The following is a 15,918-nucleotide window of genomic DNA, read 5'->3' on the forward strand; positions in this document are numbered from 1 at the left end:
GAAAATCAGTTTACTGCTGCCGGGTCGGTGATGGGTTTATTGACCATAAAGAAATACACCAGCGACGCCATAAACGCGATGACGGACGACGCGACCAACGCCAGGGTAAAGGATCCGGTACTGTCGAGGATCATCCCGGTGATGATTGGCGCAAACGAGCCGCCAATAAACCCGCCGAAGTTCTGGATGCCGCTCACGGAGGTCACCAGACGGGACGGCACCGACACCAGAATCAGGCCCCACGCGGAGGTGCCCGCAAAGTGGATGGAAAACAGCGCCATACTGATGCAGGCGACCGCCGTAAAGGTGCTGTCGGTATAGGCGGCAGGCAGGGTAAAGCCCGCAGCGCACAGCAGCCCTAAGCAGATCATCCATTTGCGGCTTTTCATTTTATCCGCGCCGCGCTTCATGACCCAGTCCGCGACCACGCCGTTAACCAGCATCCCCGCCGCGCCGAACAGGAACGGGATCGCCGCAACCCAGCCGGTTTTCTCAAGACTTAACCCACGAGACATCTCCAGATAGGACGGCAGCCAGGTCAGGAACAGCCACACCATATAGCCCACGCCGTTAAAGCCGATAATCATTCCCCACATCGACTTTTGCTTAAACAGCCCGGCCCAGTCCTTCAGGGTGACTTTTTCTTTACTGGACGGCGGCGTTTCTTCCTCCAGATGGGCGATATCTTCCGGGGAAAGATTGGCATCTTCGCGGTTGCGGTAAAAAATCATCCACAGGATCGACAGGATAATGCCCGCCACGCCGATGATGATAAACATCGCGCGCCAGCCGAAGGCCAGCATCAGGGCAATCAGCAGCGGCGGCGCCAGCGCCTGGGCGAGGGTGGATGACATATTAACAATGCCCATCGGCACGCCGCGTTTACGGATGTTGTACCAGTCGTTAACCACCTTAACGCCGGTAGGCAGGTGGGGCGCTTCGCCGATCCCCAGCACCACGCGGGCGACGATCATTTGGCTGAATGAGCCGACAAAACCCAGCGCGGTCTGGGCGGCAGACCACAGGAAAATACCGAACCCGTACACCCGTTTAACGCCGAAGCGCTCCATCACCATGCCGATCGGTAGCTGGCATAAAGCGTAGCCGAAGGAAAACACCGAAAGTAATAATCCCATTTCGGTGGCCGTGAGGCCCATTTCCTCACGAATAGTGGTATTGGCAATAGACAGCGAGGTTCTGTCGAGGAAATTAATAATACCCGCCACGAGCAAAAACAATAATGCCATAATTTGCAAACGCTTCAGGCGAGAGCTTGCTTGAGTAGACATAAATGTTCCTTTAATAATTATCAGTACGCCATCATCACGCAGCATAATGGCGTTATTTTTGGATGTCAGGATTAATCGTTAATTTCGAAAATTAATTCAATTTCAACGGGCGTATCAAAAGGTAATGCGTTAGTACCGATAGCCGAGCGCGCATGGCGGCCATTTTCACCGAATATTGCGATTAACAAATCCGACGCGCTATTCATGACATACGGCTGCTGTTTAAAATCATCCGCGCTCTGCACAAACCCCAGCATTTTCACGCAACCGGCGATCCGGTTCAGATCGCCAAGATAGGCTTTTAGCGAGGTCAGAATATTCACGATACACTGGCGCGCGGCCTCCTGGCCCTGTTCAATGGTTAAATCCTTACCCAGCGTGCCGGTATAAATTAATTCACCGTTAACCCGGCAATCATTCCCGGAGGTATACAGTAAATTGCCGGTTTGCTTTACCGGGATATACGAAAATTTGGGTGCAGTGGGCTCGCCGAGTGTAATACCCAGCTCTGCTAAGCGAGCGTCAATAGTCATATTTTTTCCTGTTGGGTTATTTCAATAAATCCAGCGTCAGTGATAAATAAATTTCTGCGGCCTGATGTAATTCCTCAATCCGCACGAACTCATCTTTCACATGGGCCTGAGCTAAATCGCCCGGCCCCATAATGATGGTCGGAATATGCTGCCCAACTGAGAAGAACGGCGCTTCACAGGTGGCCTCGAAAATGGTTTTTTTGGCGCTGCCGGTAATCTGATTAACCGCTTCGCACGCGCGCTCCACCAGCGGGTGATTTTCTTCAATCGCCGAGGCGGGGATAAACAGATAGTTTTCCAGCGAGTAATCGCGGTCGGTCTGCAAGCCAACGCCCGCCAGCGCGCTGTTCAGGCTGCTGTTGATATCGTGACGCGTTTCGCCAGGCAGCACCCGGCGGTCGATTTCAATATGGCACGACGCCGGGACAATATTCGGCGCGCTGCCGCCGTTGATGGTGGTGACCAGCATCGAGGCGTTACCGAGCAGGCTGTGTTGTTTCTGCTTAACCCGCTGGCACTCCTGCACCAGTTCCGGCAGCAGACGGGCCATTTTATCGATGGCGCTGTCCGGCTCGCGCACTTTCGCGGCGTGCCCGGCGGTGCCGAAGGTGGTCAACCGGGTGCGGCTGACGCCTTTATGGGCGATGCAGATTTCAAGGGAAGTCGGCTCGCCGATGATGGCGTAATCGGCTTCCACGCCCTGCGCCAGAAAGTGCTCCATCCCCAGATTGACGCGCTCTTCATCGACGTTAAACAGCAGGGTTAACTCGCCATTGAATGCGTAACCGTGGCGCTGGATCAGGATGGCGGCAAACATCATCGCCGCCACGCCGGATTTCATGTCCGCCGCGCCGCGCCCGATAATGCGATCGTCTTCAATCACCGCCGCGAACGGGTCCACCGACCAGCCTTCACCGCACGGCACCACATCAGTATGGCCATTGAGGATCACACGTTTGCCGGGCTGTTGCCCTTTAATCCGCGCGATCACGTTTGGCCTGCCTGGCGCCACTTCCTGAAGCGCCGTCTCAATGCCTTCTTGCTGTAAAACGTCGGCAATAAAATGCGCGACGGCGTTTTCATTTCCCGGCGGATTTTCCGAAGGATGCTGAATCAGGCTGCAAAGGAGCGTAACCAGCTCCTGCCGTTCATCAGCAGTTAATTGTTTTATTGTCATAAAAATACCCAGCTCAGGTTTTAATAACTTTTTCCACGCGCGTCGATGGTAATCGTTTCGCGGTATTCTCCCTTGCGGAAGGCGTATATTTCATCCACCAGATTCGCCACTACGCAGCAGTGGTTGGGAATAATATGGATCTGCTGGCCGATATTCAGCGCAGTTTTCTCCGGGTCGTAACGTAAATAGCCGTGTTCTTCATTCAGTTTCACCAGTTGCATTTCCGGGTATTCCTGAATATGGCCGTAAGAGCCTGCCACGCTGGATACATCCGAGGTCAGGGATTTGGTTCCGGCATCAATGGTGGCGTAGCCGGGCAGGGGGATACTGACCACGGTGGCGCATATTGTCAGGGCGCAATCTTCCGGGGTATAAATACCGCCGTTGATGGCATTCATATCACCAAAAATAAAATTCCCGGCGCGTGATTCGCTAATGCCGTTTAATTCATCGGCGTAAAAAGAGGAGAGCGTGGAGCCGCCGGATAAAATATCAATCGAAAAGCCGTTGGCGTTTAACAGATCCCGGCTGTTAATCAGCAGCGCGGCTTCTTCGCGGGCCGCCTTGCGAATATCCGCTTCCTGGTGGTACTGATAGATGGTGCCCGCGTAAGTAAATACCCCTTTAATATTCAGGCCGGGCAGGGCAGCAACCTGCCTGGCAAAGTCCAGCAGTTGGTCAGGCTGAATACCTTCGCGATGCGCGCCAAAATCGATGGCGATATCGACGTTAAATTGCAAATCGTTTTTTACGGCCGCCTGTGAAAGCCCCTCGGCTCCGGCCAGGCTATCAATAATAGTGCGAATATTGATTTGCCGAGCCAGATCGGCAAACCGCTGGCATTTATCTTCGCCGATGAGCGGATAGGCCAGCAGAATCGAGGTGATCCCGCCTTTTGCCATCACTTCCGCCTCGGATAATTTGGCGCAGGTGATCCCGCTTGCGCCAAGCTGCTGCTCCAGCTTCGCCAGCCGCACCGACTTATGGGTCTTAATATGCGGCCAGTGCTGAATATTATTACGGGCCAGCCCGGATACCATGGCGTTAATATTTTTTTCCATGATATCCATGTCCAGCGCGACATAAGGTGTGGTGTACATTTAGCCTCCTGAGTTTTCGCCCTCGCCAGGCGGAGTATCCCCTCTGATTTCGCCCAGATAGGCATAGAGGGTGTATTTCGAGATATTCAGAAACTCACAAATCTTTTCACCGGACTTTTTAATCAGAAACACCCCCTTGTCGTCGAAAAACTTAATGGCGTCGAGTTTGTCCTGACGGGTCATATTGTTTACCGGAACACTGATTAACGTGGTGCATTCGGCAATCAAATAATCCAGCAGTTCGTTGACGTCCTTAACAAACACTTCATTGACTTCTTCCTGGCGGGCTGGCGCGCTATCGGGGCGGCCCGCCATTCTGTTAAGCATTTTCTCGGCCTGCAAAATGTCGCTGATATCAAGGTTGATACACAGCGCGCCAATCACTTTGTTTTGACTATTACGGAAATAGACCGAGGTGGAGCGCAGGGTTTTGCCGTCGCGCGTCTGAGTGAAGTAGTTGTGGCGGTCGCCGTTAACATCGGTGCCGCGCAGCACTTCCAGCCCCAGGTTGCTGCTCGGGTCGCCTTTTTTACGCCCGGTCACATGGCCATTAATAATGGCGATGATGCTGCTTTCCAGTCCCTGGGCGTGATCGTGAAGAACCACTTCGCAGTTTTCGCCAAACTGCCCGGCGATGCCTTCCATCATCGGGATGATGAAATCGAGATTCTCTGTGATGTTTTCCATATCAACCTAAAATTTAGTTAGCTAACAAAACTTTTTGTAATGTATAGCGACAAGGGTGGGTGTTAAACAACCGTTAAGGGTTCAAAAAGCGATCGGGATCACGTAAAAGTGCTCACTTTTTGTTTGATGGCAAACTTTTTGTTTGGAGGCGGGCGCTGCGTCAGCCTGGTGTGAATAATTTCCGTAATCCCATTTTGCGCATAACCAAAGGTAGTTTTTCTATTTTAAATCCCCGCTGGTTTGGTGTTAAAAAATTATTGTTATTAACGTGTTAGCAAAAGCAATGAGGTTGAATTTCTCGCCGTTATTTCTGCGTCCAGCGAGGCGGCGAAGCTATTTGAAAATTCTGGGGAATAAAATGAAAGCACTGGTTTTACGGGAACATGGCGACAACGATAAATTTACTTTAGAGCACGATTTTCCGGACCCGCAGCCCGGCGAGGGCGATGTGATTATTGCCGTTAAGGCCGCATCATTAAATTACCACGATATATTTACCCGCCGCGGGATGCCGGGAATTCATTTGCCGTTCCCAATAATTATCGGCCTCGATGTCGCCGGCGAAATTATTTCCGTTGGCAGCAAAGTGGCGGGCTGGAATATCGGCGATCGGGTGGTGGTTGATCCCATAGACCGGATTAACGGCGGCCTGATTGGCGAAACCACCCACGGCGGGCTGGCGGAGCGCTGTCGCGTCCCGGCGCATCAGTTAATTCGCCTGCCGGATAGCGTGAGCTATGCCGACGCCGCGGCCTTACCGGTGGCCTACGGCACCGCCTGGCGCATGATGCAAAGCATTGGCCGCATCCAGCCCGGCGAGAAAGTGTTGATTTTAGGGGCCAGCGGCGGCGTGGGCGTGTGCTGCGTGCAGCTGGCTAAACTGGCGGGCGCGACGGTTATTGCCTGCGCCGGTAGCGAGCAGAAAGCCGAACGCCTGAAAGCGCTGGGCGCGGATGACGTGATCCTCTATCAGAACGAAGATTTTGTGAAAGCCGTCTGGCAGCGCTATGGCAAACCGGTGCGCCGTCGCGGCAGCGCAGAGCCGGGCGGGGTGGACGTAGTGGTGAATTTCACCGGCGGCGAAACCTGGGTGAAATCCCTGCGGGTGTTGCGCGTTGGGGGACGCGTACTGACCTGCGGCGCAACCGCCGGGTTTAATCCGCCGGAAGACCTGCGCTACATCTGGACTTACGAGCTGCAAATTCTCGGTTCCAACGGCTGGGAGCGCGAAGATCTGCACGCCCTGCTGGACGCGGTGGAATCGCAGAAGCTCAAAGTGATTATCGACCGCCAGTGGCCGCTGGAGCAGGGCGCGCAAGCGCTGGCCTCGCTGGAACAGCGCCAGGTGGTGGGTAAGGTGGTGGTGGCATGAGCACATTACTCACGCAGGATGACTTAGCCAGCCACTTTGCCGCCTCGCCGTTTATCCACTGGTTGAACCTCAGCGTTACCGCCATTGATTACGACGCCCAGACGCTGACAGTCAGCGTGCCGATGCGCCCGGAATTTGAGCGTAAAGCCGGCTGCGGGCAGTGGCACGGCGGCCCGCTGGCGTCAATTATCGACACCGTGGGCGACTTCGCGCTCGGCATGCTGTTAGGCCAGGGGTTACCTACCATCAATTTCCGCGTCGATTATCTGCGCCCCGCTATCAATACCGATCTTCAGGTGGTTGCTCGCGTCAGACGGGCCGGGCGCAGCGTGGGCGTTGCCGATGTCGACGTGTTCAATCAGAGCGGGCAACTGGTCGCCATTGGCCGCGCCAGTTACGCCACGCAGTTAACGACTTCAGAGAAATCATCATGACAATTAACCAACAACGACGCCAGCTATTGACCCTGGCCGCAGGCGGCGCCGCGCTCGGCGCGGCGGCGAAAATCAGCGGGTTTAGCCTGATCACCCGCGCTATTGCAGCCAGCGAAAGCGGCGGCGTCCCGAAACGCGGCGGCACCCTGGTGGTTTCCTGGGGCGGGCTGGAGCCGCAGGCATTACTGGTGCCGGGCGGCGGCGGCTCTTCGCCGTTCCAGACCTCGACCAAGATCCTCGAACGCCTGTTAAAACTTGACGATAAACTGGTATTCCAGCCCGCGCTGGCCGAAAGCGTGACGCCGTCAGAAGACTTTAAAACCTATACCATCACGTTGCGCCAGGGCGTAACCTGGCATGATGGTCAGCCGTTCACCGCCGATGACGTGGTGTTCAACGCCACCGAGCACTGGAAAGCCATTTCCGCCGGGATCGCGCTTAAAGCGCTGGAAAAAGCCGAAGCGGTCGATGCGCATACCGTGAAGCTGACGTTTTCGGCGCCGGTCCCGGCGTTCTTCCTGAAGTCCACCCTGGCCGGGCAGTACCAACTGGTGTTGCCGAAACACCTGTACGCCGGGCAACCGATCCTCACCAATCCGCTCAACAACCGCCCGGTGGGCACCGGCCCGTGGAAGTACGGCAACTGGGTGCGCGGCAGCTATGTGGAATATGCCCGTAATGAAAAATACTGGGGCGCAGGCCAGCCGTATCTCGACAAACTGATTATCCGTTGGTGGGGCGATGCGGCCTCCCGCACGGCGGCGCTGGAAACCGGCGAGATGCAGGTGGGCTATTCCAACCCGGTTCCGGCGCGGGATATCGATCGCCTGGTGAAGAGTGGCAATATCACGCTGGATACCCGCGGCTACGAAAACTGCGCCTGGGCCGTAACGGTGGAGTTTAACCAGCGTCGTGAAAACGTGAAGCGCCGGGAAGTGCGTCAGGCGATCCTGCATGCCATTGACCGGGAATTTATCCTCAACACCATTTACTTTGGGCGTGGCAAACCCGCCGTTGCGCCGATATTTAGTAGCAATCCGGTGTTTTTCACCGACGATGTCCCGAAATACGCCTTTGACCCGGAAAAAGCGAAACAACTGCTGGATCAGGCCGGGTTACCGGAAAAAGACGGCAAGCGTTTCACGGTAAATCTGCTGGCTGCCGCCTGGTTTGAAGAAAACGCCAAGCTTGGCCAGTACCTGAAACAGGCGCTGGAAGATATCGGTATCGAGGTGAAACTCGATTCGGTGGACCGCGCCACGGCACTCAAACGCATTTACACCGATTACAACTACGACATCGCCATTTCTAATTTTACCGCCCCGGTGGAGCCGGTCCCGGTAGTGACCCAGTTCTTCACCTCCGATGGCATTGTGAAAGGCGGCGCGTTCCGCAATGCCACCGGTTATCAGAGCCCGGAGATGGACCAACTGGTTGCGGCAATCACCATCGAAACCGACGAAGCGAAGCGTAAGACGCTGGTTCAGCAGTTTGCCCGCCTCGCCAGCACCGACGTGCCGATTGTGCCGCTGATTGAAATGCAGTCCTACACCCTGGCGCGCAAGGAGGTTCGCAACTTCACTACCGACGCGAATGTGCAGGGCACCGCGTTGAACGATATCTGGCTGGCGGGGTGATGTGATGTTGAGACTGATCCTGCGGCGTGTCGTGCAGGGCATTCCGCTGCTGTTCGGCGTGATTGTGATTAACTTTGCGCTGATGAACCTGGTGCCGGGCTCGTTGCTGGACGTGATGACAGCGGAGCAGCAGGTCACCGATCCGCAAATGATTGAGCGGCTGCGCCATCTGTATGGTCTGGACCAACCGGTACTGACCCAGTTGCTTAACTATCTGTGGTCGGTGTGCCAGCTCGATTTAGGGTTCTCGTTCCGCCAGAACATGCCGGTGTTTGACGTGATTATGGCCCATCTCCCGGCCACGCTGATCCTGATGCTGGCCAGCATTGCGCTGGCGGTACTGGTCGGCGTCGGTGCCGGGGTACTGGCGGCCATTCGCGTCAACAGCGTCTGGGACACGCTGATCTCAACCCTGGCGGTGGTCTGCTTTGCGGCGCCCAGTTTCTGGCTCGGCATCATGCTGATAATCCTGTTTTCGGTGAAGTTAGGCTGGTTTCCGGTGGGAGGAATGGCATCGATTGGCGTGACGTTGTCACCCTGGGAACAGGTGCTGGATATACTCCACCATCTGGCGCTACCGGCGATCACCCTCGGGCTGTTCTATGCCGCCACTTACGCCCGCGTAATGCGCGCCTCAATGCTGGAAGTGGCGCAGATGGACTACGTGCGTACCGCGCAGGCCAAAGGGCTGAGCCGCGCCGCCGTGGTTATCCGCCACACCTTACGCAATGCGCTACTGCCGGTGGTGACGCTGCTGGGATTACAGCTCGGCACCGTGTTGGGCGGCAGTATCGTTATCGAAGCGGTATTTAGCTGGCCCGGCCTCGGACAAGTGCTGCTTGATAGCGTGATGAGCCGTAACTATCCGCTGATCCTCGGCATTCTGGTGCTCAGCGCGCTGTTGGTTATCGTGATTAATATCATTGTCGACGTCACTTACTCACGGCTGGACCCGCGTGTAAGGAGCGCCCGATGAGTGAAAATCTGGCAAGTTTGCGCCGCTCAATGCGTATTACGTTGCCGCACTGGCTGCGGCAGTTTTTGCGCCATCCCGGTGCGGTGTGCGGCGCGCTGATCGTTGTGGTAATGGTGGTGATGGCGTTGAGCGCCGGGATTTTTTACCCCAAAGATCCGCTGCGGATTGTCGCGATGCCGGAAATCTGGCCGTTTACCGACGGGCGCTATCCGCTGGGTACCGATTCGTTAGGGCGTGATATTGCGGCGCTGATTGTTCACGGCGCGCGGGCAACCCTGATGATTGGCCTGGCGGCCAGCCTGGCCGCTACGCTGATTGGCGTCAGTATCGGGGCCGCCGCCGCCTGGTTTGGCGGCTGGGTGGATGAAACCCTGATGCGAATCGCGGAGTTGTTCCAGGTAATCCCCAACGTGGTGTTTGTGCTGACGGTGGTCTCGGTACTGGGGCCGCATATGGGCAATATTATCATTGCCGTGGCGCTGGTTTCCTGGCAGCCCATCGCCCGCCTGACCCGCGCCGAGTTCCTCTCCTGGCGCGACCGCGAATTTGTGCTGGCCTGCCGTGCCAGCGGCATGGCGGATCATCAAATCGTATTGAAAGAGATCCTGCCCAACGTGCTGCCGCCGGTGATCGTGATGGCCTCGCTGGTTATCGCCGGGGCCATTCTTTACGAATCGGTGGTGTCATTTCTCGGGCTTGGCGACCCGAACCTGGCCAGCTGGGGACGGCTGGTTGGGGAAGGGCGCACGCTGATCCGTTCCGCCTGGTATATCTGCGCGGTGCCCGGCGTGGCGATCATGCTGGCGGTGCTGGCCCTCAACCTGGTGGGCGACGGGCTTAACGACGCCCTAAATCCGAAACTCAGGGAGCGTGAATGATGGCGCTACTGTCAGTCAATAACCTTAGCGTTACGCTGCGCAGCGGCGGCAGGGATGTGACCGCATTAAACCAGGTGTCATTTGATCTCCACGCCGGGGAAACCCTGGCGCTGGTTGGCGAATCGGGATGCGGTAAGTCTATGACCGCGCTGGCGATTATGGGCCTGCTGACCAGCCGCTCGCCGCGCGTTTCTCGCGGGGAGATCCTGTTCGAAAACCAGGACCTGACGCAATTCAACCACCGCCAGTACCAGCAGGTGCGGGGCCGGGATATCGCCATGATATTCCAGGATGCCATGAGCGCCCTGAACCCGGTGAAAACCATCGGCGACCAGTTGATGGAAGTGCTGCGCCTGCACCTGGGCCTCAACCGCCGGGAGGCGTTTCCACGGGCGGTGGCGCTGCTGGAGCGGGTGAAAATCCCCGATGCGGCGCGGCGGATGGGGGATTATCCCCATCAGCTTTCTGGCGGCATGTCCCAGCGGGTGATGATTGCTATGGCGATTGCCTGCCAGCCACGGGTGCTGATTGCCGATGAGCCGACCACCGCGCTGGACGTCACTATCCAGGCGCAGATCCTGCAACTGCTACGCGATATCCAGCGGGAGTCGGGGATGGCGCTGCTGCTGATTACCCACGATCTCGGCGTGGTGGCCGCCATGGCGCAGCGCGTGGCCGTGATGTACGCCGGACGCATCGTGGAACAGGCCGACGTGCTGGCGCTGTTTGAACAACCGGGCCACCCCTATACCCGGGGGCTGCTGCGTTCGACGCCAAAAAGCGGCCAGCCCGGCGAGCGGCTGTATGCCATTCCGGGCCGGGTGCCGCCGCTTTCCGCGCTGCCGTCAGGCTGCGCATTTCGCAACCGCTGCCCGCTGGCCTGCGAGGCCTGTAGCGAACTGGTGCCGCATCTTAACGCGCTCGGCCCCGCGCATCGCGCGGCCTGCCTGATTACCGCTCCGGACAATTATGCTGAGGAATACCATGAACACGCTTCTTGAAGCTGAAGGCTTATCGGTCCGTTATCCGGTGAACGGAGGATGGGTGCACGCGGTGTCAGAGGTCAGTCTGCAACTGCGCGCCGGGGAGACCGTCGGCCTGGTGGGGGAATCGGGCTGCGGGAAGTCGACGCTCGGTAAAGCCCTGATGCGGCTGATCCCGGCGCAAGGGCAACTGCGGCTCAACGGCGACGACGTTCTGTCGCGCTATGGCCGCCAACTGCTGACTTTCCGTCGCCACGTTCAAATGATGTTTCAGGACCCGCAGGGTTCGCTCAATCCGCGCCAGCGTGTCGGGACATCGATTGCCAGGCCGCTGGAGGTGGCGGGGTGGTCACGCGACGCCATTCAGGCGCGGATCGCCGAACTGCTGGAAGTGGTGGGGCTGCCCGCCTCGGCGGCAACGCGCTTCCCCCACGAATTTTCCGGCGGCCAGCGCCAGCGTATCGGTATCGCCAGGGCGCTGGCGCTGGAGCCGAGCATCGTGATCTGCGACGAGCCGGTTTCAGCGCTGGACGTGTCGGTCCGCGCGCAGGTCATCAACCTGATGCGTGATATCCAGCAGCAGTCCCACGTGGCGTATCTGTTTATTTCCCACGATCTGTCGGTGGTGGAGTATATCGCCCACCGGGTGATGGTGATGTACCTGGGCCGAGTGGTGGAGAGCGGCCCGACGGAACAAATCTGGGCCGCGCCCGCGCATCCCTATACTCAGGCTCTGCTGGCTGCCGCGCCGGTGGCCGATCCGCGTCATCCGCGCGGGGAAAGTCTGCTGGAAGGCGAACTGCCCAGCCCGCTTGCGCCACCGTCCGGTTGCGCCTTTCACACCCGTTGTCCTTATGCGCAGCCGCTGTGCCAACAGCAGCGGCCGCCCCTGCAATCCCTTACTTCTGAGCGACAGGTGGCCTGTCATTTTCATCTGAGCTGACGTCGGAGCATATTCATGAGTCAACAACTTCGTAACCTGGGCGATTTGATCGATCGCACCTTACCCCAGTCGCGGCTGGCGATTATCGACCTGCGCGACCCGGAACACCCGCGCGAATACACGCATCAGCAGATTGATGAGCTGGCCGGCGGCGTGGCGCATTATCTCCGGCAGCGCGGCTACGCCCAGGGCAGCGCTATCGGTATCGCCGCGCTCAACCGCGCCGAATATCTGGCGGCGTATTTTGGTATTATGCGCGCGGGCCTGGTGGCGGTGCCCCTGAACATTAAAGTGCCGCAGGAGACGCTGCACTATTTTATTGAAGACGCCGCAATCCAGCTGGTTTTTGCCGATGAAGCCCGTGCCGAGTTGTTGAAGGACAGGGTGGACGTGGTGGATTTCGATGGCGATTTCAGCCAGATGGTGACGCCTCAGGCTTTTGAAACCGTTATTCCCGAAAAAGACCAACTGGCGATGATGCTGTACACCTCGGGCAGCACTGGCCGACCGAAAGGCGTACCTCTGACCCATTACGGCCAGTACTGGGCGCTGGATGTGACGCGGGTCGGCGGCGTGGAGCCGGATAATGCCCAGTCGCGCTATATCGTCGCCCAACCGCTGTTCCATATGAATGGCCTGTTTCTGGCGAAACGGGTGTTTGCCAGCAACGGATTGCTGGTCGTACTGCCATCCTTCAGCATTGATAGCTATCTGCACGCGCTTGCGCATTACCGCATTAATATCGTCACCGCCGTGCCGACCATGTTCGCGCGCCTGCTGCGCGACCCGGATATCAATCGTTATGATTTCAGCGCGTTACGCAAAGTGATGCTCGGCTCTGCGCCGATTACTCTCGGGCTGCTTAACCGAATCAAAGCGGCGTTTCCCGGCGTAGAGATCACTCACGGTTATGGCACCACCGAGGCGGGACCGGCGGTGTTTGGCCCGCATCCCGCAGGATTGCCCACGCCGCCGCTGTCGCTGGGCTATCCGCTGGCGGCGGGCGAGCTGAAATTTGCCGATGGCCATAGCGGCGACGAAGGCGTACTGATGATGCGCAATCCGGCGGTCACGCCGGGCTATCATCGTCTGCCAGAGAAAAGCGCTCAGGTCTTGCAGGATGGCTGGTACTACAGCGGCGACGTGATGCGCCGGGATGAGAACGGCTTCTACTTCTTTATTGGCCGCGCTGACGATATGTTTGTCTGCTCCGGAGAGAATATCTATCCGGGCGAGGTGGAAAAACTGCTCGAATCCCACCCGGCAGTGCGCCAGGCAAGCGTAGTCCCGCTGCCGGATGAAGAACGCAGCCAGGTGCCGGTGGCGTTTGTGGTCTTGCAGGAAGGCGAGAGCGTAACCCGGGAAGCGCTGAAACAGCACACGCTGGCGCACGGCCCGGCGTATCAACATCCGCGACGGATCGCGTTTCTGGCGGAGTTGCCCTGGGCAGCAACCAATAAAGTGGACCGCCAGTCGCTGCGCCAGTTGGCGAGTACACTGGAGCAGGAACAGCGTTGGGAAGCGTAAACGAGAAGGCGGGATCATGATCCCGCCGGTTAATGGGTCAGCGATGGAACCGGAGCGCCAGGTTAAAGGCGCGGTCAGGCTCGACGATAATGGCATCCGGCTGTTCACGGAAAGGGATATCCCCGTGCTGCAAACTGGCTTTCACCCGCTGCAAATCGGCCGTTAAAAAACTCAGGCCCGCCATGCGCGGCGTACCGTTGTAATCTTCCGGCAACGCGCCGAAACGGCGGCGGGCATACTCTTCAGAGGCAATTCGCACCGTCGCTTTACCGGCGTTGAGCACCAGCGCGCCGTCATGGCTGGCCTGGAAACGTGCCTCGCCAAACAACCGGCTGTACACCAGCGCCGAACCCGCCGGGTCTTGCGCGACAATCACAAACTCGCTGATGTTTTTCACCCCGTTAGGATGTTCCTGCCAGGCGGGTTGCCACACGGCGTGCGGCGTTTGATGCTGGCAGAAAAAACTGCGGCCATTGGGGATCAGCGACGGGCGCAGGCGTACCGTTTTGAATCGCGCGACGGTTTCCTGCCCGTCAGGCAGACGGACCGGGCGATGAAACGCGGCAGGCGGTTCGCCATCCAGACCTTGCTGCTCAAGATGGCTATATTCCGCATCCGCGCTCTGGGTTTTCCATACCAGGCCGGTCAGTCCGAGCGGCGCTTCCCAGAGATCCTGGCGCTTATCGCCACGGCCAGGCTCAAAACCGAGCAGTTCGAGGTAGTTCTCATCAAAAATGGCTAAATGGTTGCTGGAACCGAGGGTATGGTGGCCGCGCTCTGTGAGCTGGAAACCCAGCCGACGGTACAGCGCGCTGGCTTCATCAAGCTGGCTGGCGACATTAATCACCACATGGTCAAGCATGGGAACGGGAAATGTCATAACGAATATCCTTTTTCACAGGCCGGCCACGGCGTTCAGGGCGCGGGGGGCGAGTTGGGTGAAGTAATTAACTGCCGGTTCGATAAGGCTCTCATCAGGATCGAACGCCGGATGGTGCAGGCCCGCATCGCTGGCGCTGCCCACATTAATGAACACGCCCGGTACGTGGTGTAAGTAAAACGCGAAATCTTCGCCGCCCATTTGCGGTGAGGCGAGGGCAGTGCGATAGCCGCTGCGCTGGGCCAGTTCAAGAGCGAATTCGGCCCACTGTGGGGTATTGATTAGCGCCGGTGGCCCGGCAATCCACTCCAGGTCGGCGGTTGCGCCGAAACCCGAAGCGATGCCCTGAATCAGCGCGCGGATCTTCTCCGGCACCGCTTCACGAATCGCGGCGTCGTGGGTACGCACAGTGCCTTCCAGCTCAATAGTGTGCGGCAGCACGTTCCAGGTATTGCCGGCGGTGAAGCGCGTGACGCTGACGATCACCGAGTCCAGCGAGCTGAACATGCGCGAAGGCAAGGTTTGCAACGCCGTGACAATCTGGCTGCCGATGACAATGGTATCCACGCCATCATGCGGACGGGCGGCGTGCGCGCCTTTGCCCTGAATGCGGATAACGAAGCGGTCGACGTTGGCGTACAGCGCGCCGCCGCAGGTGCGGAATTCGCCAAGCGGCAGGTCCGGGGCGTTATGCATCCCGAAAATCGCCTGTACGCCATCCAGCGCGCCGGCATCAATTAACTGCTGCGCGCCGTTAAAGGTTTCTTCAGCGGGCTGGAACAAAATTCGTACCCGGCCAGGCAGACGCGCTTCCTGTTGCTTCAAACGATGAGCCACACCGAGCATCACGGTGGTGTGCACGTCGTGACCGCAGGCGTGCATCACGCCAGGCGTTTGTGATGCCCAGGGGCGCTGGGTTTTCTCATCAATGGGCAAGGCGTCGATATCGGCACGCAACGCGATAAGCGGTTCGCCCTGGCCAATTTCAGCCACCACGCCAGTGCTCAGTTTCAGGGGCAGCAAACGAATATCGCCTTGCTGCAACCAGCGGGTGATTCGTTGTGTGGTGGCAAATTCCTGATTAGAGAGTTCCGGATTCTGATGCAATTCACGTCGCCAGTTAATCAGCTGCTCGGTGCTGTACAGGTGCATGTTGAAGAATTCCTTTGTTATTAGATCACATCAATCATCCAGTGTGCGTCTGGCTGCGTGAACTAACGATTTAAGGAAAGCTTATTCGGAATGAAGGAATAGGAATGACCAGCCCTTGCTTGAGCGTGGCGAAACGGCAAAATCCACATAAATCTTCCTCGGTGCGCATAATGTATATTATGTTAAATTACGTTTTTATCCACAGAGCTGTTCACAGTGAATCTTTTCAATGGGTTTTGCCTGCCAGCGCATTTCCCCCCTCCCGCCTGCGCTGAGGCCCGGTTTCTCATTACTCCAGGAAAGCCGGTTTATCACAGGGTTTCGGTGCGAGCGCGCTATGCTAGCGATAA

The 15,918-nt window shown here is 57.8% G+C and carries 15 protein-coding genes; 8 read left to right on the top strand and 7 right to left on the bottom strand.

Going from position 1 to position 15,918, the window contains the following annotated elements; all coding sequences use genetic code 11:
• Positions 1 to 5: 5 nt before the first annotated feature.
• From FHW74_RS14155 to FHW74_RS14175, 5 genes are all read right to left on the bottom strand, one after another.
• Positions 6 to 1,289 carry an MFS transporter gene (locus FHW74_RS14155; protein ID WP_183171044.1) on the bottom strand — a complete coding sequence of 428 codons (1,284 nt, stop codon included), beginning with the start codon at positions 1,287 to 1,289 and terminating at the stop codon, positions 6 to 8.
• A gap of 71 nt (positions 1,290 to 1,360) precedes the next feature.
• Positions 1,361 to 1,822 carry a RidA family protein gene (locus tag FHW74_RS14160; RefSeq protein WP_183171045.1) on the bottom strand — a complete coding sequence of 154 codons (462 nt, stop codon included), beginning with the start codon at positions 1,820 to 1,822 and terminating at the stop codon, positions 1,361 to 1,363.
• Between the two features lie 16 nt (positions 1,823 to 1,838).
• The gene (locus tag FHW74_RS14165; protein WP_183171046.1) at positions 1,839 to 2,999 is read right to left on the bottom strand and encodes a M20 family metallopeptidase; all 1,161 of its coding nucleotides are present in this window, start codon (positions 2,997 to 2,999) and stop codon (positions 1,839 to 1,841) included.
• A 20-nt stretch (positions 3,000 to 3,019) separates the two neighbouring features.
• Positions 3,020 to 4,099 (bottom strand): alanine racemase, encoded by a 1,080-nt coding sequence (locus FHW74_RS14170; RefSeq protein WP_183171047.1) that lies wholly within the window; start codon positions 4,097 to 4,099, stop codon positions 3,020 to 3,022.
• Positions 4,100 to 4,786, bottom strand: coding sequence for a transcriptional regulator (locus FHW74_RS14175; RefSeq protein WP_183171048.1), 687 nt, complete (start codon positions 4,784 to 4,786; stop codon positions 4,100 to 4,102).
• 358 nt (positions 4,787 to 5,144) lie between these two features.
• Here FHW74_RS14175 and FHW74_RS14180 point away from each other — a divergent pair, with 358 nt between their 5' ends.
• The 8 genes from FHW74_RS14180 to FHW74_RS14215 are packed head-to-tail and all read left to right on the top strand — an operon-like array spanning position 5,145 to position 13,536.
• Positions 5,145 to 6,158: a zinc-binding dehydrogenase gene (locus FHW74_RS14180; protein ID WP_183171049.1), complete on the top strand. Its 1,014-nt coding sequence runs from the start codon at positions 5,145 to 5,147 to the stop codon at positions 6,156 to 6,158.
• Positions 6,155 to 6,592, top strand: a complete 438-nt coding sequence (locus tag FHW74_RS14185) for a PaaI family thioesterase (RefSeq protein ID WP_183171050.1) — start codon at positions 6,155 to 6,157, stop codon at positions 6,590 to 6,592. Before FHW74_RS14180 ends, FHW74_RS14185 begins: the two co-directional genes overlap by 4 nt.
• The gene (locus tag FHW74_RS14190) at positions 6,589 to 8,229 is read left to right on the top strand and encodes an ABC transporter substrate-binding protein (protein WP_183171051.1); all 1,641 of its coding nucleotides are present in this window, start codon (positions 6,589 to 6,591) and stop codon (positions 8,227 to 8,229) included. The genes FHW74_RS14185 and FHW74_RS14190 overlap by 4 nt, the downstream gene beginning before the upstream one ends.
• 4 nt (positions 8,230 to 8,233) lie before the next feature.
• On the top strand, positions 8,234 to 9,205 hold the full coding sequence (locus FHW74_RS14195; RefSeq protein WP_183171052.1) for an ABC transporter permease: 972 nt from the start codon (positions 8,234 to 8,236) through the stop codon (positions 9,203 to 9,205).
• Positions 9,202 to 10,083 carry an ABC transporter permease gene (locus FHW74_RS14200; RefSeq protein ID WP_183171053.1) on the top strand — a complete coding sequence of 294 codons (882 nt, stop codon included), beginning with the start codon at positions 9,202 to 9,204 and terminating at the stop codon, positions 10,081 to 10,083. Before FHW74_RS14195 ends, FHW74_RS14200 begins: the two co-directional genes overlap by 4 nt.
• Positions 10,080 to 11,084, top strand: coding sequence for an ABC transporter ATP-binding protein (locus tag FHW74_RS14205; protein WP_183171054.1), 1,005 nt, complete (start codon positions 10,080 to 10,082; stop codon positions 11,082 to 11,084). Before FHW74_RS14200 ends, FHW74_RS14205 begins: the two co-directional genes overlap by 4 nt.
• A complete protein-coding gene (locus FHW74_RS14210) occupies positions 11,068 to 12,009 on the top strand; it encodes an ABC transporter ATP-binding protein (RefSeq protein WP_183171055.1) in 942 nt (313 codons plus the stop codon). The genes FHW74_RS14205 and FHW74_RS14210 overlap by 17 nt, the downstream gene beginning before the upstream one ends.
• Before the next feature lie 15 nt (positions 12,010 to 12,024).
• The gene (locus FHW74_RS14215; protein WP_183171056.1) at positions 12,025 to 13,536 is read left to right on the top strand and encodes a class I adenylate-forming enzyme family protein; all 1,512 of its coding nucleotides are present in this window, start codon (positions 12,025 to 12,027) and stop codon (positions 13,534 to 13,536) included.
• A gap of 37 nt (positions 13,537 to 13,573) precedes the next feature.
• On the opposite strand, the gene FHW74_RS14220 is transcribed toward FHW74_RS14215, so the two are convergent.
• Both FHW74_RS14220 and FHW74_RS14225 read right to left on the bottom strand, forming a co-directional pair.
• Positions 13,574 to 14,416 carry a VOC family protein gene (locus FHW74_RS14220; RefSeq protein ID WP_183171057.1) on the bottom strand — a complete coding sequence of 281 codons (843 nt, stop codon included), beginning with the start codon at positions 14,414 to 14,416 and terminating at the stop codon, positions 13,574 to 13,576.
• A gap of 15 nt (positions 14,417 to 14,431) precedes the next feature.
• Positions 14,432 to 15,568: an amidohydrolase gene (locus FHW74_RS14225; protein WP_183171058.1), complete on the bottom strand. Its 1,137-nt coding sequence runs from the start codon at positions 15,566 to 15,568 to the stop codon at positions 14,432 to 14,434.
• Positions 15,569 to 15,918 lie beyond the last annotated feature (350 nt).

This window comes from Atlantibacter sp. RC6, from assembly GCF_014193285.1.
Taxonomy (GTDB): Bacteria; Pseudomonadota; Gammaproteobacteria; order Enterobacterales; family Enterobacteriaceae; genus Atlantibacter.